This window comes from Paenibacillus sp. cl141a (genome assembly GCF_900109305.1).
Classification (GTDB): domain Bacteria; phylum Bacillota; class Bacilli; order Paenibacillales; family Paenibacillaceae; genus Paenibacillus_AQ; species Paenibacillus_AQ lautus_A.
This window is the reverse complement of sequence record NZ_FNZO01000016.1, coordinates 93,243-118,121: the sequence shown is the minus strand read 5'-3', so window position 1 is coordinate 118,121 and position 24,879 is coordinate 93,243. Positions and strand designations below refer to the sequence as shown.

The following is a 24,879-nucleotide window of genomic DNA, read 5'->3' as shown; positions in this document are numbered from 1 at the left end:
ATATGTCTTTCGTATTTCGCCCATGAAAAAAATCCCCTCCAAGTAGACTTTAATGCGCTTTTTACACACTGTCTACTTAAAGGGGATAATATCATAACAGCGGCTTTTTTGTTTTCAGTTATGGATTCATTCGTGAATCTGACAAATTCTCAATAGACGCTTGAAAGTGACGCGACGTCATCTTGTAAGATAAAATTCGTCAATGAAAATTACGGAGAATGTCATACATTTCGACAAGAGGGAGATGGGAGAATTGAAAAAGGGAGATATCATTATTTACGCTTGCGTCATCATCGGGGCCGGAATCGGTTTAACCTTAGACTATGCTTTTCCGGGTGTTCTGGTCGGTTTGGGTATTGGATATTTGATCAAAACGACCCTGAAGGACGAGGAATCGTAAACATGGAAAAGATGATCGAACTATCTTAGAAATTAGGTTTGACAATTAGAAAAAACTGACTTATAGTACTTTACTATCAGCAATGATCAAAGACATGATTCGTGAAACGACCTGTCCAGAGAGAGAAGCGATTGGTGAAAGCTTCTTCCGCGCTTGTTTCTTGAATTACCCCTTTGTAGCTGTGTTTTTGAACCCAGATCGGTCGTTCGACAATCGAAATGGAACTAGAAAACACCGTTTCATCCCCGTTACCGGATGTCTGAATGAGGATCCGACAAAGCGCGCGGCAGTACGAGCGTTTGCCATTTTCGGATCAAATTAGGGTGGAACCACGAGCTGAACGCACTCGTCCCTTAGGGATCGAGTGCTTTTTTGCGTTCAATCTAAATTAGATGGAGGGATCACAATGTCAATTGTAGTAACGCTGCAGGACGGAAGCAAGAAGGAGTATCCCGCACAAACGACGATGATCCAAATCGCGGAATCCATCCATTCAGGACTGAAGAAAAATGCGGTTGCAGCCAAAGTGGATGGCAGACTCGTGGATTTGAATCATGAGCTTCGTGAAGATGCGGAAGTAAGCATCATTACACTGGATTCCGAGGACGGATTGTACGTATATCGACACAGCGCGGCTCATCTAATGGCCCAGGCCGTTAAACGGATCTATGGTAGTCAGTCTGTCCATTTTGGGGTAGGACCTGTCATTGAGGATGGTTTTTATTACGATATGGATTTGGAGCATTCGATTACGTCTGAAGAGTTGATTGCCATCGAACGAGAAATGCAGAAGATCGTTCAGGAAGACCTGCCGATTATTCGCAAGGAGGTGGGTCGTCAGGAGGCCGAACGTATTTTCCAAGACGATCCGTACAAGATGGAGCTGATCCGTGAGTTGCCGGCGGACGAGGTCATTTCGGTATATGAGCAGGGCGAGTTTGTTGATTTGTGCAGGGGGCCGCATCTTCCTTCAACGGGCAGAATCAAGGCATTCAAATTAATGAGTGTGGCGGGTGCTTATTGGCGGGGGAACTCGGACAATAAAATGCTGCAACGTATATACGGTACGGCGTTTCCCAAGAAATCGCAGCTGGATGAGCATTTATTGCTGCTAGAGGAAGCCAAGAAACGGGATCATCGGAAGCTGGGAAAAGAGCTTGGCCTCTTTATGTTCTCGGAAGAAGCGCCCGGCATGCCATTCTTTTTGCCGAACGGGATGATCATTCGCAATGAGCTGGAGCAATTCGCAAGAGGGCTTCAATTCCATCGCGATTACGATGAAGTGCGGACTCCGCTGATGATGAACAAGCGCCTGTGGGAAATGTCCGGTCACTGGGATCACTACAAAGACAATATGTATTTTACGCAAGTAGACGAGACGGAGTATGCGCTGAAGCCGATGAACTGTCCAGGGCATATGTTGGTCTACAAAAACTCGCTGCACTCCTACAGAGAGCTGCCCATTCGCATATCCGAGTTCGGTCAGGTTCACCGCCATGAGTTCTCAGGCGCTCTTAACGGCATGATGCGGGTGCGCACGTTTTGTCAAGATGATGCGCATATTTTTGTAAGGCCCGATCAGATCCAGGAAGAAATCAAACAGGTTATCGATTTTATCAGCCAAGTGTATCAAGTCTTTGGCTTTGAGTATACAATCGAGTTATCGACAAGACCGGAGGATTCCATGGGCTCCGAGGAACTATGGGAGCAAGCGGAGTCTTCGCTGCAGCAGGTACTGGATCAATTGGGATTGCCGTACCGGATTAATGAAGGGGATGGAGCGTTTTACGGACCCAAAATCGACTTTCATATCCTCGATTCCTTAAAGCGAAGCTGGCAGTGCGGCACCATCCAACTGGATTTCCAGTTCCCTGAAAAGTTCGATCTGTCCTATATTGGAGAAGATAATCAGAAGCATCGGCCGGTTGTCATTCACCGGGCGGTGTTTGGATCCATCGAGCGTTTTATCGGGATCCTTACAGAGCATTACGGCGGGGCCTTCCCGATGTGGCTTGCTCCCGTACAAGTGATGATCATTCCGGTGTCAGATCACTATATCGATTATTCCTTGAAGGTGAAGAAGCGTCTGGAGCATGCCGGCATACGGGTGAACGTCGATGTCCGAAATGAAAAGCTGGGTTATAAAATCCGTGAAGCGGGACTGTTGAAAACGCCTTACACGCTTGTCCTTGGCGAGAAGGAAATGAACTCCGATCAGGTATCGGTTCGTAAACGGGGCGAGGGCGAGCTTGGCGAGATCGCGATAGATCATGTCATAGAACGGCTTCGGAACGAGATAGAGTCAAAAGAATTTTAATTTTTCGTTGTAGCCGCGGCTTTCCGCATAGGGAGCGGGATGATCTTCGTCACCGTGTGCGCCCCCAAGTCATGGTATGATTTGGATGTACCTATAAAGCGGTATATGTAAATGATGAAGGAGAGAGTACCGTTGCAAACGTACCCGAGCAAAGAGGCTTTCATCGCTGAAATTCGACGAACGTATAAGCTGTTTGACCAAGAATTTGATGATGTCCCGGAGGATAGAAAGAATCAACGCATTGGCGAAGTCGACAGAACGCCGCAAGAAATGATCGCCTATCAGCTTGGGTGGCTGTCTCTCGTCATGAGCTGGGAGCGGGATGAAGGAGCCGGCATCGAAGTTACGACGCCAGCCCCTAACTATAAATGGAATCAATTGGGGGCACTGTATCAGCGTTTCTACCAAGCGTATGACGGCTATTCTTTGGAAGAATTGCGTTTCATGCTGAAACAGAGGACGGATGAATGGTGCGAATGGATCAACCGGTTGACCGAGGAAGAGTTGTTTCGTCCGGGCGTTCGAAAATGGACGGTAACCAGCGCCAACTGGCCGATGTGGAAATGGCTGCACATCAATTCCGTCGCCCCTTTCAAAAGCTTCAGAGCCAAGATCAGAAAGTGGAAAAAGTTCGTAGCATAACGCGTACCCCTTCAAGGGCAAAACGACGATCCGAGGTAAACCTCGGATCGTTTTTTTGGTTGGATTAAAGCTGAATGGGAAGGCTGCCAATGTCAGAAATGTATACCGCTTTTTTGCCAAAATGTTTAAATAGTATAATATATCCAACTCCGGGAACAGTAGAGGAAAAGATAAATGAAGGTAACTTGAATTCCTTGTAGGGCAAAGCTGGCCGCGAAGGCACGAGGAGTCGTTTCCATGATGATGAAGAACTTAACGCCGGGCGAAGCCCAGCAAGAAAATTTGCCGGCATCCCTGACGCAATTTATTGACGATATGAAGAGCCGCTTCGGACAAAGCGGAGATATTATTTACCGTGAGCTTCAACTAGGCGCCATCCCCTCGGTGATGATCTATATTGAGGGGATGGGAGATCCCCGTTATCTGATCGAAGCGATTCATGCCGATTTGCCGCTGTTCATGAATCTCCCCGACCAACGTCCGGAAGAACGGATGAAAATGCTGCAAGAACTGACAATCACGATGGGAAAAGTGGGAGAAGCCAGGACCTTTCAAGAGGTTGAAAAGAAATTGCTCTCCGGCAATACGATCATCTTCATGGATGGAGCGGCCACCTCCCTGTATGTGGGGACGGAAACGCTGAAACAGCGGGGGGTGGAGGAAGCCAGCTCGCAATCCGTGGTGAGAGGTCCGAGGGAAGGCTTTACCGAGTCGCTTCGAGAGAATACGGCTTTGGTCCGGCGGAGAATTCAAAGCCCTAAACTGCGCTTGGAAGAGAGAACCGTCGGCGAGCACACAAATACGCAGCTGGCTGTGATGTACATGGAAGGATTATGCGATGTCGACGTACTGAACGAGCTGCGCAGAAGACTGGATGGAATCAAGCTGGACAGCGTGCTGGAAAGCAATTACATCGAGGAGATGATTCAGGATCACCGCTACAGTCCTTTTCCTACGGTATATAATTCAGAACGGCCCGACGTCATTGCGTCTGCTTTACTGGAAGGGCGCATTGCTATTTTCTTAGAAGGAACGCCCTTTGTTCTGGTGGTTCCCGCGCTGTTCGTCCAGCTGTTTCAATCAAGCGAGGATTATTACCAGCGGTGGGATTTTGCCAGCTTGGTTCGACTGCTTCGATACTTATGCTTCGGAATAGCGCTCCTTACTCCCTCCCTGTATATTGCGATTACCACGTTCCATCAGGAAATGCTGCCAACCGACCTGTTGACCAGCTTAATCGGACAGCGGGAAGGGGTTCCCTTCCCTGCATTCATCGAAGCCCTGATCATGGAGATTACGTTCGAGATTCTGCGCGAGGCGGGCATTCGGCTGCCTAAATCGATCGGCCAATCCGTCTCCATCGTAGGCACGCTGGTCATCGGGCAAGCCGCCGTGGAAGCGGGTCTCGTATCGGCCGCAATGGTGATCGTTGTGTCCATGACGGCGATTGCGAATTTTGCCCTGCCGGCTTTCAATATCGGAATCTCGGTTCGGATCTTGCGATTCGGGCTCATGGGAATCGCTGCGTCATTCGGATTGTACGGGATGATCATCGGCATGATCATCATCGGCCTTCACCTATGCAGCCTGCAGTCCATGGGGGTTCCGTATATGACCTCATTCGCCCCCATAAGATGGCGGAGCCAGAAGGATGCCTTGTTGCGATTGTCCCGCCACAACATGAAAAAATACTTGACCAGATCCAAGACATAAGCCGTCAAATAGCGAGGACCTGCATTCGAATTATCCATTCCATACAGAGGGGACTGGTTATCGTGTTGGAGAGAAAAATACTTTCAGTCCTGCTCGTACTATGCTTGACCTTCACCCCTGGATGCTGGAGCAGAAAAGAACTGAATGAGCTGGCCGTCGTCATGGCGCTTGGCATCGACAGCCATGAGAATGGGTATGCCATTTCTGCTCAAGTGCTCAATTCCGCCGAGGCCGGCTCCAAAATAGGCGGATCGATGGGCAGTCTTCCGGTCGTAACCTACAAGTCCGTCGGCAAGACCATCCCAGACGCCCTGCAGCGCATGTTGAGCATGGCACCCCGGATGCCTTATCTGTCCCACGTTCGCGTGTTGGTATTCGGTGAGGATCTGGCCAGGTCAGGGGTCAACGATGTGCTCGATTATATTTCCCGGAATCATCAGCTTCGAACGGATTTCTTCATGCTCGTCGCCAAGAACGGAAAGGCTGAGGAGATCCTAGAGGTCGTTACGCCATTCGAGTATGTTCCGGCGAATTCGCTCTATTCCTCTATTCTGATCTCGGAAAAAAAATGGGCGGCGACGGGGAAAGTCACTTTGCAGCAGTTCGTGACGGAGCTAAAGCGCAACGGCTCAGATCCGGTATTATCCGGAGTCCAATTAAGCGGTAGCTTAGCCGAAGGCCAGACCATGGAGAACGTGAAGCAAATCAATCCTTCCACGCTTCTTCAGCATACGGGGCTCGGCGTATTCAAGGGGGACCGGTTGGTCGGATGGCTGGGGGAACCCCCCAGCAAGGCCGTCAATTATGTCCTGAATAGAGTCGACACCACGACGGGATTCATTGCATGTCCGGACAGCGGCATCGTCGGATTCGCCGTGAACCGGGCGGACACCTCGCTGGACGTTACGCTCAATGCGGATGGCACCCCCGCTTTTTCAGCCGAATTGGAGATCGAGGCCGACGTGAATGCCGTTCAATGCGCGATTGATATCAGTCAACCTGCCGTCATCGACGAATTGGAGAAGGACATCGAGGATAAATATAACGCCAATATTCGGAAGCACATCGGGCTGGTCCAGCAGCGTTATGGAGCTGACGTTTTTGGATTCGGCGAGGTTTTGCACCGAAAATACCCGGACGTATGGAAAAAATACCGGGATCATTGGGGGGAAAGCTTTAAAACGATGAGTATCCGCGTGGACACCGATGTTGCGATCCGCCGGATCGGATCCATCATACAACCCTTAAACCAAAAGGTGGATGAGCCGTGAATTGGCATTGGTTATTCATATTCTTTCTAGCCTTTGTTCTCGTTACGGAAACTCGTCATCTTCTGAAGCTGCGTTCCATCCGGGACATCATCGTATTCTATGCGGTATGGGGAGTAACCTTGCTGGCTTTGATCGGAGATATGATGGAGGTGCCTTATTTAAAGCCGCTGGACTGGATCGGCGCCTTGGTGCAGCTCCTGAGCGGATGGATCTCATAATGAGGAAGGGTTTGGTAATACGTGATTAAATACAAGGATATCGCACCACGGCAATTTTATATACTGGCCTTCGGTTTGACCATCGGTACCTCGATCCTGGTTACGCCTTCCGGATTAGCGCATACTGCTCGGGAAGATGCGTGGATGGCCTCTCTCTTCAGTTTGCTCATTAACCTCCTCATGGTCGTGCTGTATATAGCCATTTCGCGTCTCTATCCCGGCCAATCGATCTTCGAGATCCACGAGAAGGTGCTCGGGAAGCTGCTGGGCAAGCTCCTCTCGCTGATCTATTTGTTTTATTTTTTGATTCTTACAGGTACTTTACTTGGCAACCTGGGCTTTTTTCTGAGCAGTGAAATCATGCCGGAAACCCCGATCGAGGCCATTCAAATCTTGTTCTTAATAGCAGCCGTCATGTGCGCCAGAATGGGTATCATTCTGTTGGCCCGCGTCGGTGAATTGATGTTTCCGTGGATCGTATTTCTGTTTATGGTCCTTGTCCTCTCGCTTATACCCCAGATCGATTGGAACCATATCAAGCCGATGCTGGAGGAAGGCTGGATGCCCGTAGTTAAGGCCGGATTCCATTCTTCTATGTTCCAGGAGCTGATTGTACTGATGGTATTCCTGCCCTTGGTTAATGGAGGGAAAAAAGGGGAGAGGGCATTGATGCAGGGATCCGCTTCAGGCGGGCTCGTGCTTAGCATTACCGTCCTGCTCAGCGTGCTAGTTTTGGGGATTGAACAGACGGAGAACAGCACGTTTCCGGCGTATGCCCTTGCGAAGACGATTAATTTAGGAAACTTCTTTCAACGTGTCGAAGGCATATTGATTACGCTGTGGATCCTGACTTTTTTTATCAAGATTTCTCTGCTGTATCTTTCGATTCTTCAAGGCATGAAAACCGTGTTCGGACTGAAGGACCAGAATTCGTTAATCTATCCGTTGTCCGTGCTGTTTGCCATCGTGGCCTGGAATACATACATCAACACCGTTTATGTCGCCGATATCATTCAGAACGTGTGGTCAAGCTATGCGCTCCTCCACTTGATCGTGATTCCCATCGTCCTCTATCTGGTCGGGATAACGCGAACGAAAATCCTCAGATTGAAATGAAACCAGCATCGTATGGAAAAAGCCCAAAAGCCGGGGCTTTTTTTGTTTTTTATCTGCATGGACATGATTTTTTTTGAAAATGACTTGAAAGTGACGTTGCGTCATCTTGTATAGTGGAGTTACCGGAGAACTTAAGAAAGCAGGTGATGAAATCGATTCCCATTCAAGAATTGTCCAAACAGACGGGCATTACGGTAAGAACGCTTCGCTATTATGATCAGATCGGCCTGCTGATTCCGGCTGCCAAGACTCCGGGTAAACACCGGATATACAGCGAGGAGGAGCTAAAGAAGCTGCAGCAAATTCAGTTTCTGAAGAAACTGGGCTTCAGCTTGCAGGAAATTTCGGATATGATTTCGAACCCGGAATGGAACTGGTCATCCAGTTTGATGAACCAGTTGGACTTCGTGAAGAATGAACAAAACAAGCTGAACCAAATGGAATCCGCGCTCCGCGCCGTCCTGCATAGCATCGCCGTGGAAGGGGAGACAAGCTGGGATGTGATTCAGAAGCTGATCCATCTCTCAGGAAGAGACCCCTCATTAAAGCATGCGTTCCGACAACAAATGTTTGAGAGGCGCGAAGAAGAGCTGTTGGACCTCCTCCCGAATATGAACAGCACAGATCCGGATTCGCTTGAATGGATCGCTCTGCTGGGACAGCTTAAAAAGCGCATGGAGAACGGACCCGGTTCTCCTGAAGTACAGAGGATCATCAGGCGCATGGATGAAAAACGCCGGGAGCATTTTGAAGGCGAAGACCCCTTCGTGGATAAATTGTGGGAGATCCGCAAATCTCCTGCGCAGTCCGAGCAGATGGGCTTGTACCCCATTGAGGAAGAGCTTCTTCAGTTTATGGAGCTGGCATTTAATATCTATGCTGCAAGAGTGGTAGAAAAACTAGACGAAGAGGGGGAGACATCATGACAACGGAACTGCTGCTCTCCGTAGGTGCGTTGTCGCTCTTGGATACCTTGAGCCCCGCCACGCTCGGCGTAACGGTCTATTTGCTGTTGACGGAGCGGGATCGGTTGATCACCCGATTATGGGTCTATTTGTTCACGGTGGCAGGCTTTTATTTCTTGGTTGGTGCCGCACTGATGCTCGGTTTGGATGCTGTTCTTCGGGGCGTAACAGGCATTTTTCAGAATCGAACGGTAAGTTGGGTTATGGCTGTTACCGGCAGCGTTTTGTTTGCTGCCAGTTTTTTTGTCCCGACGAAAAAGACGACGGAACCGCGACGTCCAAGATCCAAAAGCCTCGGGGCGATGATCGGGCTTGGCTTCACCACGTCCCTGCTGGAGGTGGCAACGGCACTGCCCTATTTTGCGGCGATCGGTCTCATGACATCGGCCCAACTAACACCGGTTCAATGGGTACCCGTCCTGGCTGCGTATAATGTGATCATGGTGCTTCCTCCGCTCCTATTGCTTGTTGCACGCCTTGCATTTGGCCGCATGATGCAGCGTCCGCTGGAGAAGCTGCGGCTGAAGATCGCCCAGAGCTCCGGATCGGTGCTTTCATGGGTTTTGTGCATTGCGGGACTGATATTGGTGCTGAACAGCATAGACAACCTATAATGATCGCTCTCGTTCTTTTCGTTCCCGGCTTTCGAAACCGAGGAGCCTGCTATGTATTCATATGAATCTCGTTATGATATATTTATCGCAGGGTTCATCGACCGTCGGGCACCTCGGTTTATGGTTTGCTGAAGATGTGCTTTGATCCAGCAACACAGCTCGAAAGATGATAGGGGGTTATCCATTGAGCACGCGGATTTTAGAACGGTTAAGAGAAGAGACGGCACCGCAGCATGAACAAATCGAACAGAATCCTTACGCGAAAGCTGCATTCGACCAGACCCTGACGCTTGATCAATATCGATCGTATTTAGCGAAGTTTTACGGATTCATTAAACCGGCCGAAACGAAGTTTATGGCAGATGATGCCGTGAACGATATAGGATTGGATATGTCGATTCGGATGAAGTCGAAACTTTTGGAAGAAGATCTGAAACATCTGGATATGACTCAGGATGAAATAAATCAGCTTCCGCTGTGCAGCCGGCTGCCCGAGCTGGGCACGCCTGCGCAAATATGGGGGTATCTCTATGTGATAGAGGGGTCCACACTCGGTGGCCAAGTCATCACGAAACAACTGATGAAGTTCTTGCCCGTGAGTCCCGAGTCAGGCATTCGCTATTTTCACGCATACGGTCAAGAGACTAAGCCAAGATGGACCGAATTCCGGGAAGCGATGCTGTCGAGCGGCTTGAAGGATTCCGATGAAATCATCGATTCGGCGAAGGAAACGTTCCGTTTGCTGGATGCTTGGATCCGAGATTCGGCATAGACATTACAGTCATCTTATTTCAAATAATAGAATCGCATGGAAGTCCGTCATGAGAAACCGCGTAGTAACGCGGTTTTTTGTGTTGGTTTTTTTTCAGATCATTCATATGACAAGCGCTTGAAGGAGGGTCTTCATTCATCATAACAGTTCTCTCGCTATAGCCGCAGGCTATAACTAGATATAGCTTATTTGAGTTACACTATACCGGGCAATACGTGATATCTTTCTTGTAACAATTTGTATAGGAGTGTTACATAGATGGCAAAAAGCAGTGTACTGGGATATCCGCGTATTGGCGCTGATCGGGAATGGAAGAAAGCTTTAGAAGCGTTCTGGGCGGGCAAGCTCGAAGAATCGGAGTTTCACGAGCAGCTGCGGGAGATTCGGTTGAATCATTTGCGCAAGCAGCAAGAGAGCGGAATTGATCTGATCGCCGTCAATGATTTTAGTTATTACGATCATATCCTGGACACGGCTACCATGTTCGGCATCGTACCCAAGCGGTTCCCATATAAGGGCGGCATTGTTCCATTGTCTGTATACTATGGGATTGCACGCGGCACGAAGGATGCTACAGCAAGTGAAATGACCAAGTGGTTTAACACCAATTATCACTACATCGTGCCGGAATTGGACGGAGCTGTTCCGGTTCTTACCGAGAATAGGCCGCTTGCAGCCTATCGGGAGGCCAAAGAGAAGCTCGGCATTGAAGGCAAGCCGGTCATTGTCGGTCCGCTCACCTTCTTGAAGTTGTCCAAAGGCTACCAAGCCTCGGAAACGGATGCCTGGCTTGATAAATTGCTGCCGCTGTACGTTCAGATCCTTCGGGAGCTCGCACACGAAGGCGTTCAATGGGTACAGATCGACGAGCCGATCCTGGTTACGAAATTAAGCGAAGCCGATTTGGAGCGATTAAACACCATCTATGAAACGTTTGCGGCTTCGGCACCCGGCCTCAACATCATGCTGCAAACCTACTTCGAATCGGTGGAAAACTACCAGGACATCATCCAGCTGCCGGTTAGCGGCATCGGCCTTGACCTGGTGCACGGATACAAAGGTAATCTGCAAGCCATCCAACAATCCGGATTTCCGGCGAACAAGGTTTTGGGTGCGGGGATCATCGACGGACGCGGAATCTGGAAGGCATCGCTTCGAGAGAAGCTGTCGCAATTGGAGGAGCTGACGAAATATGTGGCCGCCGAGCGCTTGATCGTGCAGTCTTCGTGCAGCTTGCTCCATGTACCGGTGACGGTAAGCAAGGAAACGAAATTGCAGCCTGAATTAAAGGACGCTCTCGCATTTGCAGACGAGAAGCTGATTGAATTGGATCTGCTCACAAAAGCCATCTCCACGGGAGCTGCCCGAATCGCGAATGAACTGGAACATAACGATTTTGCGCTTCAGGCGCTTAAACAGTCGGAAGAGCGTAATCGACTCGACGTTCAGCGAGCTGTAGCCGAGGTTAGCGCTCAGAATCCGGCTCGCAGCCTTCCATTCGGTGAGCGTCATGTCGCCCAACAAAATAAGTGGCAGCTGCCCATATTCCCGACGACGACCATCGGCAGCTTCCCGCAGTCAGCCGAGGTGCGCAAGGCTCGCCAGGCTTGGCGCAAGGGGGAGTGGAATAACGAGCAGTACGAGCAATTCATTCAGGAGCAGATCGATATTTGGATCAAGCTTCAGGAAGAGATCGGTCTGGATGTGCTGGTGCACGGCGAGTTTGAAAGAACGGATATGGTGGAGTTTTTCGGAGAGAAGCTTGGAGGATTTGCTTTCACCCAGTTTGGATGGGTGCAGTCTTACGGTTCCCGATGCGTGAAGCCTCCTGTTATTTTTGGCGATGTGGCATTCGAGCAGCCGATGACGGTAGAAGAAACAAATTATGCACAGTCGAAGACGAGTCGTCCCGTGAAAGGAATGCTGACCGGGCCGATCACGATCATGAACTGGTCGTTCGTACGCGAGGATATCTCAAGGGAACAGATTGCGTACCAATTGGCTTATGCCCTCAGACAGGAAGTCGAGGCGCTCGAGCAGGCTGGCATCGGGATGATTCAAGTTGACGAGCCCGCAGTGCGCGAAGGGCTGCCACTGAAGGAAGAAGATCAAGCCGAGTATCTCGCATGGGCTGTAAAAGCCTTCCGCATGACGACCTGCACGGTGCAGCCGACCACGCAAATTCACACGCATATGTGTTATTGCGAGTTCCATGACATGATCGATTCGATCGAGGCGATGGATGCCGACGTCATCTCGATCGAAACCTCGCGCAGCCATGGCGAGCTGATCCATAGCTTCGAGGTGAATACGTATAAACTGGGGATTGGGCTCGGGGTATACGATATCCACAGTCCGCGGGTGCCTCGCGTGGAAGAGATGACCAGCATGATCGAACGGGCACTGCGCGTATTGGATCCGAAGCTGTTCTGGATCAATCCGGACTGCGGTCTCAAGACGCGCGGCAAGGAAGAAACGGTTGCTTCCCTTCGTAACATGGTTCAAGCCACGGAAATCGCCCGTTCCTCCTATTCGCTGAACGTGTAGCAGCCGCAGATTCAAACTTTCGGCGGTTTGATTGAGGTCGATATGACTTTGGACGTTTCGGGTGGTTACTCGTCGCACTGGTTTAATGGATTTAACAGGATATGAATTTCGGAGAAGCCGCACCTTGTGCGGCTTTTTTTGTGCGGTGGTTGCGGCAGAATGAACGGTTAGGCGTTCGGTCTGCCGCTTTTTTCATGGATTCCGGAGGACATTTAGAGATTCGGCATTCTTTTGTAGAGAGGATTGACAGATCAAACCCACAGATGTTAAATTATCCGGCAACTAAACCATGGTTGATGGGGTTTATATTATGAGAGTGACGCACCATTAACGTTCATTAGTGGAGGGGGATATGATAAAAGTGAGTAAGAAAAGGAAATCAAGGCGGTATCGCGATGAGTGACAGGTCATGGCGAATTTTTTTTGCAATCGTGGCGTTGATCATTTTGTCGGGAGTGGCCTTTTCTTTAGTTCAATCGAGAACGTCCTACAAGGAGTTAATGGGCGATCAGATTCACGACACACAGAAGATAGATCAGATAGTCATTGAGAAAAGGGACAGCTCTCACGATGCGGAGCGACTAAAAATTACCGATCCGGCAACCATTGAACGGATCTTGAACAGCTTCGCTGATGCGAAGTTACAAAGGATCGAGCAATACCCAAGAGGAACGGATTACTGGATCTGGATTGATGTCGAATACAAGCACTATCTAATCCATTATACGTAACCGGATATCGTCCGGATTTCTCCGCATAGAGGCATACATAAGAAATATTCCTGGACCTACAGGATCACCAATGGCTATGATAAGTCGATCATTCAAGATCTCTTTAAGGAAGGATAACAAGGGACTTCCGATTAGGGCGATTTCGTAATTATGGCAGATTAAATTTTATGAAAAGATGAGGAACCGGACGATGAAGCTAACCGATCAAAATTTGAGCAAAATGCAGAATATCATCAAGGAGCATCAATTCGAACATGCCGCAGAGTATTTAATGGAGCATACGCGGCAAGGCGTAAGACTATCCAAAAAGAAGCTGGAGGATTACGCCGAGTCAAAGAACTCACGGTTTGGCGGTGACCCGGATCTTCCCGAAGAGGTGGAGTGGCCCCTCAATTCGGAGGGAACACCGATGACGTTTCTGGCACAGCTGCAATTGAAGGATGTGGCAGCTCAGGACGCCACTAGATCGCTGCCGACAAGCGGAATGCTGTATTTCTTCGTTGGCGTGGATGAACCCGCCTATAACATTGAGCACCGAGTGCTCTATCTTCCCGAGGGGACGGGTTTGGCAGCGGTTCGCCGACGCGCTCCCGAGGAAACCGCGTTAGATGAGGTGTTCACCGGCTACCGTGTGGAAGCCCGAGCCACGCTGGAGCCGCCTAATTACGGTTATGTGGATGATGAGCTCATCGAGGATGACGAGCATGACTATGAATCATACGAGGAGTTGTGCTTTCAATTGACGGGCCTGGACTCCGGCGATATCGGGACCATCTTTGGCTACCCTTCTACCCAGCACGGCGACTGCGAGTTTGAGGCTGCGCTCATGCTGTTAACCGGCTCGGAGTACAATTACTCTATGGATGCGGCCATGCAGCAGATCACCAAGCATTGCGGCGGCAGCGCGGAACGCGCGCAGCAGGAAATTCAGGATACGGTGCTGCTGCTGGCTGTCGATTCGGACGACGATGTCGGTTTTTGCTGGTGGGATGCTGGAGAACTGCAATTTTTCATTCGAAAAGAAGATCTGCTGGCCAACCATTTCGATCGCACGTATTGCTCCCTGTACTCAAGCTGATCGTCAATTAAGCGAGTGAGCAATATTTTAAGGCAGCGATGGTTGAAGTGCAGGAATACAGCAGGCACATATGGAGGTTATGGAACCATGAAGGAGAAGGTTTTGAAGGCATACGACAAACTGGCTGGGGATTACGAACGGCATGTGGATTCACAGAGCGGGCACAATGCCTTTTACGAGAGGCCGGCCATGCTCCGGATGCTGCCGAAGAGCATGGAGCGGATGACCGTATTGGATGCCGGATGTGCCGCCGGGTGGTATACGGAGCAATTGATTCAACGGGGGGCTAGGGTAACGGCGATCGATCTGAGCCCGTCGATGATTGAAGCCTGCAAAAGGCGAGTGGGCAGTGAAGCGACCATCGCTGCATGCGATCTGACCGAGGCCCTGCCATTTGCTGATGAAGCTTTTGATTACATCGTAAGTTCATTGACGCTTCATTACATTAAGGATTGGCAGCCAACCTTTCGCGAATTTCAGCGGGTGCTGAATCCCGGAGGCCGCTTGATTTTCTCCGTGCATCATCCCTTCATGGATTTTAAACATTTTGACCGGCAAGACTACTTTGCCCGAGAGTTGCTGACGGAGATTTGGAACAAACCGGAGTCCGGTCCCGTCGAGGTCGCTTTCTATCGCAGACCGATGCAAGAAATCATCAACGTGACTTCCTCCTGTTTCAGCATCGAAGAGATGGTCGAGCCGCAGCCGAGCTTAGAGCATAAAGACAAGCCGGAGGCGGAGGCCTGGATGGCAAAATGGTATGATCGGTTAATGACGAATCCTCATTTCTTGATTGTGAAGGCACGGAAATCAAAATAATATAATGGATTACATCGCAAATGGCGCAGTTAGTGGGGGATTGAACCAACTCCCACCAAAACAACTAACATACGTTAAAAGGGGAACTGCGAACATCGCAGTTCTTTTTGCTTTCATTTCGGCATAAATGCGCAGAAGAGCAAACCGTTTTACTAGTACGGGGATCAAGCTTCCAACAGATGGAACATTGTTCCGATAGGTGTACTATGGTACGATCGGAATAAGATTCGATCGGTGATCATGGCCGATTCACCACACGCAGATTTGGAGCCTACATAATGGGAACACCTTACTCCGCTGTTATTACGCTGATCGTCACGGCAGGCGTACTGAACATTATCATGGGTCTTTACGTGCTGTCAGGACGCTCGAAGCTTGCAACGGTAAAAACCTTCTTCATCTTCAGCATGCTGGCCGCGATTTATACATTCGGTGCTGCACTCGAATTGTCCAGCCGTTCGCTTCAAGAGATTCAGTTCTGGATCAAGTTTGAATATCTGGGGATGCCGTTCTTGCCGCCCCTTAATTTATTGATCATTCTGACTTATTTGGGCATGGAACGATATTTGAGACCCGGTCTGCTGATTTCAATGTTTGTCATACCGGTCGTAACCCTGCTGCTTGTTATGACCAACGAAAGACATCATCTATATTATCGGGATATCCTATTACGGCCGGACGTTTCTGCTTTGAAGGTGGATATCGTAGCCGGACCCTGGTATATCATTCAAGGCGCCTACACTTTCGCCTGCTTGATAGGCGGGGTCGTACTGCTGCTTCGCAGCTGGCGCAAGATGCCATCCTACCGCTTTCAGCTGGGCACGATGCTGGTTGGCCTTGTCCTGCCCCTTATCGGCGATTTTCTCTATCTTGGCGGACTCACGCCCGATGGTATGGATCCGATCCCCGTCATCATGACGTTGACCTCGGCCCTTTATCTCTGGGCATTGACATCCAAGGGTTTGTTTCATGTGGCGCCGATTGCGAGGGATAATCTCTTTTCGAGCATGCGGGAGGGCGTTCTTGTATTGGATCTGGACAACCGTTTGGTTGACTTCAATCCGGCTGCGGCAACCATGATGCCGGAGCTGAGTCCTTCGGCCATTGGAGAACCGCTACATGCGATGTGGCAGCTTCACACCGCAGAACCCATTTTCGGTATGGAGGAACGGGAAGGTCCGGAGACTGGGGAAGCGGACATTGAAGAGATTCGCTGGCAATTAGGTAACCATTCGCTTCATTATCAGATCAGGTCTTCTACCGTTCGCAACCAGAGAGGACAAGAGGCCGGACGATTAATCGTCCTGATCGACGTGACCGATAAGGCGCGTCTTCAGGAGGAGCTGCGGCAGATGGCCTACTACGATGGTTTGACCCGAATCTATAACCGCTCGCACTTTATGAAACTCAGTTACGCCCTTCTGAATCAGGCGGTTCGGAATCATGAGCCGCTCGCTTTCCTGCTGTTCGATATCGACCATTTCAAACGGATCAACGATGTTTACGGCCACGATATTGGCGACCAAGCCCTGCAGCACATCGTCGAATTAACACGGAAGACACTGCGGGCTGAGGACTTGTTCGCACGATATGGCGGCGAAGAGTTCGCTGTTGCCATGCCCGGCCTCTCGACTGCGGAGGCAACAGCCGCTGCGGAGCGGATCCGTGCCAAGCTGCTCGCGCAGCCGATGACTACGCCGCAAGGACCGATGATGATTACAGCCAGCTTCGGCGTTGCCGCGGTGAAGACAAGATCCCATAACGGCGCAGTCGATGCGGAAGCAGAAGAAGCTTGGTGGGATACTGAATTAAAGAAGGTAATGAAGCAGGCGGATGGCGCACTATACGAAGCCAAACGCTCCGGTCGTAACACGATACGGGTGTCGGATGAGGAGTAAAACCAGCTTAAACTCAGGTTCAATTGAACTTCATATGAAAAATAGCGGAATCTATGTGTATAATAGCTATTGGTTGTATAATGAATGCAGTGCGATATATCACATCTAAGGGGAGAAAATCATATGTTATGGAATGAAATCACGACACTGGAAGAATGGGAACACATTCTGAGAAAATCCTCCGAACGCGGTCAGGTCATTTTGAAACACAGCACGACATGCCCGGTTAGCGCCAACGCTTTGGCAGAGTTTGAATCTTATTTGAAAAAGACGCCAAACGGCGATGTGGATTACACCTTGGTCAAAGTCATCGAATCCCGTCCGGTTTCGAATAAAATCGCCGAGGATTTGAACGTGAAGCATGAATCGCCGCAAATCATCTACGTCAAGGACCAAGCGAAGTACTGGACGGCTTCCCATTGGGCGGTAACAACGGAGCACATCACAGCCGTTCTGGACTGAACAACAGCCTGCATGTCGACGGAAAGCAAGGTGTTCATCATGAAAGATCTGGAAGAACTGACATCCATCGAGGCGATCGAACGATTTATTGAAGATCACACCTTCAGTTTTTTATATGTATCCCGGGAAGATTGCAGCGTATGCCATGCGATATTACCCAAACTTAGAGAGCTGTTAACACAGTTCCCGCGTATCTCGTTGGGCCGTATCCAGGCCGAAGCGGTAGGGGAAATCGCTTCGAGATTTTTGATATTTACCGCACCAGCGCTCCTCCTATTCGTCGAGGGCAAAGAGCTTGTGAGGGAAGATCGATTCGTACAGTTCGGGGAGTTAGAGCGAAAATTAAATCAAATCATGAATTTCGTTAACTAGGCCTCTTTTTCATGCAATGAATGGATTAGGCGATATTCCAAAGTCTTCTGACTTACCGGAATGTCGCCTTTTTGCGTATATTTTGTGATGCTGCTCTACGCGATCCCTTCGGATGAAAGTTCGAATAATTGTCGAAAACCTGGACTTAGTTGCACTCGGATATTACTAAAGTATTAAAAATCGACATGGAATAGCCGATCTATTAATAGTACAAAAGTTGTAAGGTTAATGGAACCATGTATAGCAAATGCATCGTTGTTCCCCCGCTTCGCTTAACAAGACGTTTTCGAGAAATAACCCTTTACCAGAATCATAACGGAGGGAGAATGCGCTTCTTTACATCTGAACATTTTTGAAAACGGTCATGTATTACGAAAAATCCCTGAAATTTTCATTGTGTCCAGGAAAGTAGGTGATGCGAAAAGTGAGTTAAAAGGGATCGCTGTTATAGATGAAAATACATATGAGTTATCAAAGGAGAGACACCGAGTGAGTAAGACAAAAACGTTCTCTAAAGGTATGCGTTTCAAAAATCTTAGCATTGTGACAAGAAACATGATATGGACGAGTCTCTATATCATGATCACGGGCGCCATCGTCATTGGTGCAAGCTTTTATATCCAGGACAACGTGCTGACCAAGCAGCTGCAATCCGATTCGGGGAAAATCATGGATACTTTGGTCAAGTCCGTATCCGTACAAGATGCTGAAGCGGTTAAAGGTTCCACCGACCGGAATTCGGACATCCAGAAGAAGCTAACCGGCACGTTTGATGAGCTGTCCATTACGTATCCTAACATCGCGCAAGGATATATTTTTGGACCTGAGCTGGAGGACGGCAACAAGACCTCGATTATCGCCATGCCTACGGCGGTGCTCGACATGTTTGCCGAAGAGAATTTGAATCTGGGCGACCTATATGAACAGCCGAAAATTCATGCCGACGCGGTCCGTGAAATGATGAAAACGAAAAAAATCGTTTATACCAAAGCGTATACAGACAATTACGGGACGTGGATCACCGTGCTGCATCCCTTCCAGAATTCGAACGGAGAAATTTTCGCTTACATGGGCATCGACGTGGATGCCAGCTTGATCGCCTCCGGGAAGCAGGAACTGCTCACCAACACGCTTTTTGCGCTGTTGATCACCCTGCTGATCGTATTGGCCCTGCAGTACTTCACGATTAGACGCACATTCGCCCCGATTCAGGCTTTAATGGGAGCGCTGGACAAGCTGAGCAAAGGCGATTTCACGGTTCAGTTAAAAGCAGGCGATGATGAGCTCGGGCAGGTCAATGCCAAGTTCAATACGACGGTGAATCATATCAATGAGCTTGTTACCACGATCAAATCGGTGTCGGAGCAATCCGCTGAGCAGTCCAAGTTCCTCTTCTCGGCCGTGGAAATCAACAATAACAATTCTTCGGCGATTGCCAAGAACATGGAGGAAATGTCCGATCGGGTCGCTGTCCAGAGCACTTCGATAACGGAAAGCGTGGTGTCGCTTGAGGAGATCTCATCCGGCGTATCGACGATTGCCGGCAATACATCGGATTTATCCGAAATATCCATCCAGATGAAGGCGCAGTCGGAACGAGGGAACCACAATGTGGAACAGGTGATCGAGCAGATGAATTCGATTGACAATTCGGTCAAAAATTCGGTGCATATCATCGAAAAGCTGCAGAACCGCTCCCATGAGATCGGACAGATCGTACAGGTTATTACCGAAATTGCTTCTCAGACGAATTTGTTATCGCTCAATGCAGGAATCGAGGCGGCCAGAGCGGGCGAAGAGGGACGAGGTTTTGCCGTCGTTGCCAGCGAAGTGAAGAAGCTCTCGGAGGAATCGAGAAAATCGGCAGACCAAATCATTGAATTGGTTCGTTACATCCAGGATGAGACGGCATCCGCGGTAGAAGCCATCAGCGAAGGCGAACACAACGTCGCCAAGGGGATGGAGGTTGTCAAAGAAACCGGTGAGCTGTTCAAAGGCATGCTGGTGGCCACGGATACGGTAACCAGCCAAATTCAAGAGGTGTCTGCAGCAACCCAGCAGATGGTGGCCGAGACCGAACAGATCACCGCTGCGATTAAACAACTGGCTGAGCTCGCAGAGAAGAACTCGACCGTGTCGGGCGAGATCCGGATCAGTGCCCAGGAGCAGCAGGCCTCCTTCGCCAAAATCTTCGAATCTGCCGAGCAGATCAATCAGGTATCCGCCGAACTGGAGGCCCTCGTAAACAGACTGCGAGTGTAATGACGACGGAATAGAAAAAGCATAGAAAAAGATGGAGCTGAAACCTTTGAATACTACGTTGATGATCGAACAAGGCAAAGAATATTGGTTGAATGAACTGCAGCTACCTTTACCGGGATTCTATCTGTACACCGATGGTCCAGCGCATCTTCAGCATCAAGATTTCGATCGCATGGCGATTCCCCTTCGTATCGAAACCGGTAAAATCCAGCGGTTCCGCGAAACGTATAACATCAAGCCATGGATGCTGACAAGCTATGCGGTGTTTCTGCACCGCATGACGCATGATTCGGATTTGCTGATCGGCGTGAACAACGAGAAGGGCAATCTGCTTCCGCTAAGAGTCAGCATAAGCGAAGATGATTCATTTGCTCGTTTGTATGAGCAAATTTCGGCCAAGATGGAGCAAATTGAGGCAAGCCGCCTTTCCCTTTCTGACATCGAAGGTATTATCGGTCAACCGCTCCATCTGCGGACGATTTACGGCCGGAACGGCAACGGCTATGCCTACGGTGAAAGCGGGCTGAACTGGGTCGTTCAGGAGGAGGAAGGGGATCAATGGACACTTTGCGTTTCCTATGCCCAGCCATTGTTCAAAGAAGAAACGATTGAAAAATTCAGCAGGCATTTCGAGCTGCTTGCGGCAGCCGCTCTTGAACATCAGGAGATGCCGGTTAGCCGTCTGCCTATGCTGACGGAAGAGGACCGGAATGCCTACGCAATCCTCAACGACACGAAGATGGAGCTTCCGGAAGATCCGACGCTTGTGGCGATGTTCGCTGCGGTTGTGGAGAAATATCCGAAGCGAATTGCATTATCTTCCAGCCAGGAGCAGATCACGTACGAACAGCTTGACAGGCAGTCGAACCAAATTTCCCAGATGCTCATAGACAAGGGGCTGCGTAAAGGCCAGTTCGTCTCGATATTCATGAAGAGAAGCCTCGATACGATTATCAGCATGCTCGGCGTCCTCAAAGCCGGGGGAGCCTATATCCCGCTGGATCCTTCCCATCCGGATGAACGAAATGCCTATATTATCGAGGATACGGCATCAAACATCATTCTGACGCATCCGGATTTCACGGCGAAACTGAATGGACTATTGGCCCAAGTTCAAACCAAACCGGAATATTTCTGTCTCGATGACCATGTCAATTCCTATCCGGCAGAAGCTTGCGGCGTGAGCGTGTCAGGCGATGATCTGGCCTACATTATTTATACGTCCGGTTCTACAGGCAAACCGAAGGGCGCATTGATCGCCCATCAAGGCGTCGTGAATCTGGCACTGGCCAATCGGGAGAATTTGCAGATGAGCGAACAGGATATTATTCTTCAATATTCCACCTTCAGCTTTGATGCTTCCGTCTACGATATATTCAGCTCACTGGCTTGCGGCTCGCGTCTGCATCTACTATCGGATGAGCAGCGCTTCTCCATAGACGCCTTTACGGAAGCGGTGGCAGACACCAACGCAACGCGCGTCGCGATATTGCCTACGGTGTTCTTCAATCAATTGGCAGCGTATTTGCCAATGGAGGACACGCACAAATACAGTAACATCAAATCGATCGTGGTCGGCGGGGAAGCTTTGGCGGGAGAAACCGTTCGCATGTTCCGGAAGAAGCTTCCGATTCCAATCGTGAACCTATACGGCCCTACCGAAACGACCGTCGTAGCAACAGGGCATATCGTGGATTATCCGATTTCGGAGGATCTGGCCACCGTGTATATCGGTACGCCTTTTGCCAACTATGAATTGTATATCGTAAACGAACATGATGAATTATGTCCGACTTGCGTAACGGGGGAATTGCTCATCTGCTCGGTAGGCGTCGCCAAGGGATATTTGAATCAGCCCGAGAAGACCAAGGAAGCCTTCATTCCGGATCCGATAACGCCCGAATCAGGCAAACAGTTCTACCGTTCGGGCGACTTGGTACGCTTGCTGCCGAACGGGCAGGTGGAATACCGGGGAAGAAAAGATTCACAGGTGAAAATCAGAGGCTTCCGGATTGAGATCGGGGAGATCGAGGACAATCTGGCAAAGCATGAATGCGTGAAGGATATCGCGGTCATTCCGAGAACGGATGAGGACGGAAGCAAAGTGCTGGCGGCATTCTACACGTCACATGATGGACAGGCCGTCCCCGCCAAGGAATTGGTACAATTCTTAAGCCGGAAAGTGCCGAGTTACATGGTTCCTAAATACATCGGTTTCGTGGAAGAAATGCCGTTGTCCCCGACGGGTAAAATAGACCGCAAGAAGCTGGCTATATACGACCTGTCGATGGAGGCGGAAGAGGATAACTCCCCATACGAAGCCCCGGTTAACGATACCCAACGGGATATCGCCGCAGCCTGGGAAAAAGCGTTGGGACAGACCAAAATCGGCATCCACAACGATTTCTTCGATATCGGCGGCTATTCGCTGAAAATCCTGGAGATTCTGGTCCTCCTTAAGCCTCGATATCCGCAGTTGAAGATCAATGATTTCTTTGTATTTCCAACCATAGCGAAACTAGCGGAGAGAGTTGCGGAATTAGGCAGCCAGGATATCCTGGTCGATCCATTGGAGGAACGGGATCTGCCGATTCAGGATTTGGCGGAGTATCCGATTTCTTTTCCTATCAATCGTGCTTCGGAACAAGCGGTGTATGCCCAGCAGCATATTTTGCTAACCGGCGCAACGGGGTATTTGGGATCTCATTTGCTGCACGAACTGCTGTATCAATCCACCGCAACCGTATATTGCCTGGTTCGGCCGTCAAAGCTGATGGAGCCGTATGTCCGCCTGGAGCAGGTCATGACGGGATATTTTGGCGAAGACATAAAGTCTCGAATGGACAAGCGGGTGATCGCGATTCAGGGCGACTTGGAGCAGGAGTCTTTGGGGCTTGGGGCCGAAGACCTTGCCATGATCGAAGCTCGCATCGATTCTATCATCCATTGCGGAGCTGAGGTGAAGCATTTCGGGGATACCGGCTATTTTGCCCGAGTTAATGTTGAGAGCACGGACAGACTACTAGCTTTGGCCCAAAAGAAACCTAATACCCGCTTCCATTTTATATCTACGCTTGGCATTCCGGAGGACCTGGCGCTGAGCGGCCAATGGGAGGCGATCGTTGCCGGAACGGGCTACGAGGCGTCTTCTATCGAGAATGTCTATACGAACAGCAAGCTGGAAGCCGAGAAGCTGGTTATCAAAGCCGGTAAGGAACGAGGCATTCCGGCAGCGATATACCGGGTCGGCAATTTGTCCTGTCACTCCGAGAACGGAATGTTTCAGAAGAACATAGACAACAACGCGTTTTATCGCATGCTGAAAGCGATGGTGCTGTTGAAGAAAGCGCCAAGCGTGAAGTGGCAAGTGGATATTACGCCGATTAACTATGCGGGGGAAGCGATTACTGCGCTGCTGCTTCAGCAAGAGACCGTCGGCCGAGTATTCCATATCTGCAATCCGGTTGCCATTCCTTACGAGGATATGGTGGAGCATTTTAAAGATTATGGATATGACATTTCCTTGATGGACTGGAAGGAATACGAGACATGGTTATTGGATCCGCAGCAGCCGAAGAACAAGGAAGGCCTGGAGCTGGCCATGGCACAGTTTGAAGGCGACGGGGCGAAGAATTCCGTTTACCGGTATACTTGTCCGCAAACTTCGGAATTCCTCCGCAACACGGGCGTGAAATGCGCTTTGCCGGACAAGCCGTTTTTTGAAAAGATGATGGATTATGCCGCTGGCATCGGATACTTCGTGAAGCCTGAGTAACGATATTCAGATTAGCAAGCAAGAAACCGCGAATGCTTTCGCGGTTTTTTTGCAATTTTTTGTGCGTACGGCACTTCAAGGCGGCAAAGATGTTTTTAGGGCTCGATTATGGTACGATCATACTGATTCAAGTCCATAATCACCAAATGAGGTGGCCCATGCATAACGAACAATGGAAGCAGGCAGAAACCGCGCTGGCTTGTATGGAAGTGATCAAGAACGGCACCAACGATCCGGTAACGATTGAAGGCGAATCGGATGACCTGCGCTGCGTCGGAATCGGCACGGATGCTGCGGTATTCGTCTATGAACCTATGCCGGCATATGCTTATAAATTGTATGCTGTGGAGGCGCTGCCCAAGAAGGAAGCGGAGATCAAGGTCTATCAAGAGCTGATGGGCAGTCCATATTTTCCTGTATTTTATGGGGAAGGCGAGCGTTATGTGGCAATCAGCCATGAATCCGGATTAACCTTGTACGATTGCCTGCTCTACGGTGTGCCCGTTCCTAGGCAGGTCATAGAGGATGTCGAAGCAGCACGCTCCTTCGTGCGGAGCAGGGGCTTGAACCCGCGTGACATTCATTTGAAGAATGTACTGCTGCAGGATGGCAGAGGGAAGGTGCTCGATGTATCCGAGTATGTTCAGGATGGCAACGACAAGCGATGGGAGCATCTCATGTGGGCTTACGACAATGTATATCCGCTGCTTGAAGGCAAGAAGCTGCCGCTTTGGGTATTGGAAGCCGTGAAGAACGGATATTACCGTCTTGATCCATCCAGCGTGAACATGCAGGAGTTTGCGGATCGGATCGGCAGATTGTTTTTCAGAAAATAGCAGTTGGATTCATACGAAGATGGCAGGACGGCTTGACCGAAGAGAGTCAGAATCTTCCTTATAATCCCCCT

General features: G+C 49.8%; 20 protein-coding genes. All 20 read left to right on the top strand.

Annotated elements, in window-relative coordinates:
* Positions 1-244: 244 nt before the first annotated feature.
* Positions 245-400: a hypothetical protein gene (locus BMX45_RS31515; RefSeq protein WP_175495230.1), complete on the top strand. Its 156-nt coding sequence runs from the start codon at positions 245-247 to the stop codon at positions 398-400.
* Positions 401-806: 406 nt separating this feature from the next.
* Complete coding sequence (gene thrS, locus BMX45_RS28950) at positions 807-2,717, top strand: threonine--tRNA ligase (RefSeq protein ID WP_090914069.1); 1,911 nt, start codon at positions 807-809, stop codon at positions 2,715-2,717.
* A gap of 132 nt (positions 2,718-2,849) precedes the next feature.
* The gene (locus tag BMX45_RS28945) at positions 2,850-3,359 is read left to right on the top strand and encodes a ClbS/DfsB family four-helix bundle protein (RefSeq protein WP_090914067.1); all 510 of its coding nucleotides are present in this window, start codon (positions 2,850-2,852) and stop codon (positions 3,357-3,359) included.
* Between the two features lie 237 nt (positions 3,360-3,596).
* Positions 3,597-5,072, top strand: coding sequence for a spore germination protein (locus tag BMX45_RS28940; RefSeq protein WP_090914065.1), 1,476 nt, complete (start codon positions 3,597-3,599; stop codon positions 5,070-5,072).
* A 62-nt stretch (positions 5,073-5,134) separates the two neighbouring features.
* Positions 5,135-6,343, top strand: a complete 1,209-nt coding sequence (locus BMX45_RS28935; RefSeq protein ID WP_090914063.1) for a Ger(x)C family spore germination protein — start codon at positions 5,135-5,137, stop codon at positions 6,341-6,343.
* On the top strand, positions 6,340-6,561 hold the full coding sequence (locus BMX45_RS28930) for a hypothetical protein (RefSeq protein ID WP_090914062.1): 222 nt from the start codon (positions 6,340-6,342) through the stop codon (positions 6,559-6,561). Before BMX45_RS28935 ends, BMX45_RS28930 begins: the two co-directional genes overlap by 4 nt.
* A gap of 21 nt (positions 6,562-6,582) precedes the next feature.
* Positions 6,583-7,677 carry a GerAB/ArcD/ProY family transporter gene (locus BMX45_RS28925; RefSeq protein WP_090914060.1) on the top strand — a complete coding sequence of 365 codons (1,095 nt, stop codon included), beginning with the start codon at positions 6,583-6,585 and terminating at the stop codon, positions 7,675-7,677.
* Positions 7,678-7,823: 146 nt separating this feature from the next.
* Complete coding sequence (locus tag BMX45_RS28920; protein ID WP_090914058.1) at positions 7,824-8,603, top strand: MerR family transcriptional regulator; 780 nt, start codon at positions 7,824-7,826, stop codon at positions 8,601-8,603.
* Positions 8,600-9,256 carry a GAP family protein gene (locus BMX45_RS28915; protein WP_090914056.1) on the top strand — a complete coding sequence of 219 codons (657 nt, stop codon included), beginning with the start codon at positions 8,600-8,602 and terminating at the stop codon, positions 9,254-9,256. The genes BMX45_RS28920 and BMX45_RS28915 overlap by 4 nt, the downstream gene beginning before the upstream one ends.
* Before the next feature lie 184 nt (positions 9,257-9,440).
* Positions 9,441-10,028, top strand: a complete 588-nt coding sequence (locus tag BMX45_RS28910; protein WP_090914054.1) for a biliverdin-producing heme oxygenase — start codon at positions 9,441-9,443, stop codon at positions 10,026-10,028.
* A gap of 258 nt (positions 10,029-10,286) precedes the next feature.
* Complete coding sequence (metE, locus tag BMX45_RS28905; protein WP_090914052.1) at positions 10,287-12,575, top strand: 5-methyltetrahydropteroyltriglutamate--homocysteine S-methyltransferase; 2,289 nt, start codon at positions 10,287-10,289, stop codon at positions 12,573-12,575.
* A gap of 395 nt (positions 12,576-12,970) precedes the next feature.
* Positions 12,971-13,306 carry a hypothetical protein gene (locus tag BMX45_RS28900; RefSeq protein ID WP_254778343.1) on the top strand — a complete coding sequence of 112 codons (336 nt, stop codon included), beginning with the start codon at positions 12,971-12,973 and terminating at the stop codon, positions 13,304-13,306.
* A gap of 190 nt (positions 13,307-13,496) precedes the next feature.
* Positions 13,497-14,384: a YwqG family protein gene (locus tag BMX45_RS28895; protein ID WP_090914051.1), complete on the top strand. Its 888-nt coding sequence runs from the start codon at positions 13,497-13,499 to the stop codon at positions 14,382-14,384.
* Between the two features lie 87 nt (positions 14,385-14,471).
* The gene (locus tag BMX45_RS28890; RefSeq protein ID WP_090914050.1) at positions 14,472-15,203 is read left to right on the top strand and encodes a class I SAM-dependent methyltransferase; all 732 of its coding nucleotides are present in this window, start codon (positions 14,472-14,474) and stop codon (positions 15,201-15,203) included.
* A gap of 278 nt (positions 15,204-15,481) precedes the next feature.
* Positions 15,482-17,101 (top strand): histidine kinase N-terminal 7TM domain-containing diguanylate cyclase, encoded by a 1,620-nt coding sequence (locus BMX45_RS28885; RefSeq protein ID WP_090914048.1) that lies wholly within the window; start codon positions 15,482-15,484, stop codon positions 17,099-17,101.
* Positions 17,102-17,224: 123 nt separating this feature from the next.
* Positions 17,225-17,563, top strand: a complete 339-nt coding sequence (gene ytxJ, locus BMX45_RS28880; RefSeq protein WP_090914046.1) for a bacillithiol system redox-active protein YtxJ — start codon at positions 17,225-17,227, stop codon at positions 17,561-17,563.
* A gap of 39 nt (positions 17,564-17,602) precedes the next feature.
* Entirely contained in the window at positions 17,603-17,935 is a 333-nt protein-coding gene (locus BMX45_RS28875; RefSeq protein WP_090914044.1) for a thioredoxin family protein, read from the top strand.
* A 489-nt stretch (positions 17,936-18,424) separates the two neighbouring features.
* Positions 18,425-20,197 (top strand): methyl-accepting chemotaxis protein, encoded by a 1,773-nt coding sequence (locus BMX45_RS28870; protein ID WP_090914042.1) that lies wholly within the window; start codon positions 18,425-18,427, stop codon positions 20,195-20,197.
* Between the two features lie 46 nt (positions 20,198-20,243).
* Positions 20,244-23,972, top strand: a complete 3,729-nt coding sequence (locus BMX45_RS28865) for a non-ribosomal peptide synthetase family protein (RefSeq protein ID WP_254778341.1) — start codon at positions 20,244-20,246, stop codon at positions 23,970-23,972.
* A 158-nt stretch (positions 23,973-24,130) separates the two neighbouring features.
* Complete coding sequence (locus tag BMX45_RS28860; RefSeq protein ID WP_090914038.1) at positions 24,131-24,808, top strand: serine/threonine protein kinase; 678 nt, start codon at positions 24,131-24,133, stop codon at positions 24,806-24,808.
* The last annotated feature ends 71 nt before the right edge of the window (positions 24,809-24,879 follow it).

Excerpts from the sequence above, each read along its gene's own strand:
- BMX45_RS31515 (WP_175495230.1), top strand. The coding sequence starts at position 245 with ATGGGAGAATTGAAAAAGGGAGATATCATTATTTACGCTTGCGTCATC.
- thrS (WP_090914069.1), top strand. The coding sequence starts at position 807 with ATGTCAATTGTAGTAACGCTGCAGGACGGAAGCAAGAAGGAGTATCCC.
- BMX45_RS28940 (WP_090914065.1), top strand. The coding sequence starts at position 3,597 with ATGATGATGAAGAACTTAACGCCGGGCGAAGCCCAGCAAGAAAATTTG.
- BMX45_RS28920 (WP_090914058.1), top strand. The coding sequence starts at position 7,824 with ATGAAATCGATTCCCATTCAAGAATTGTCCAAACAGACGGGCATTACG.
- BMX45_RS28915 (WP_090914056.1), top strand. The coding sequence starts at position 8,600 with ATGACAACGGAACTGCTGCTCTCCGTAGGTGCGTTGTCGCTCTTGGAT.
- metE (WP_090914052.1), top strand. The coding sequence starts at position 10,287 with ATGGCAAAAAGCAGTGTACTGGGATATCCGCGTATTGGCGCTGATCGG.
- BMX45_RS28900 (WP_254778343.1), top strand. The coding sequence starts at position 12,971 with ATGAGTGACAGGTCATGGCGAATTTTTTTTGCAATCGTGGCGTTGATC.
- BMX45_RS28895 (WP_090914051.1), top strand. The coding sequence starts at position 13,497 with ATGAAGCTAACCGATCAAAATTTGAGCAAAATGCAGAATATCATCAAG.
- BMX45_RS28890 (WP_090914050.1), top strand. The coding sequence starts at position 14,472 with ATGAAGGAGAAGGTTTTGAAGGCATACGACAAACTGGCTGGGGATTAC.
- BMX45_RS28885 (WP_090914048.1), top strand. The coding sequence starts at position 15,482 with ATGGGAACACCTTACTCCGCTGTTATTACGCTGATCGTCACGGCAGGC.
- ytxJ (WP_090914046.1), top strand. The coding sequence starts at position 17,225 with ATGTTATGGAATGAAATCACGACACTGGAAGAATGGGAACACATTCTG.
- BMX45_RS28875 (WP_090914044.1), top strand. The coding sequence starts at position 17,603 with ATGAAAGATCTGGAAGAACTGACATCCATCGAGGCGATCGAACGATTT.
- BMX45_RS28860 (WP_090914038.1), top strand. The coding sequence starts at position 24,131 with ATGCATAACGAACAATGGAAGCAGGCAGAAACCGCGCTGGCTTGTATG.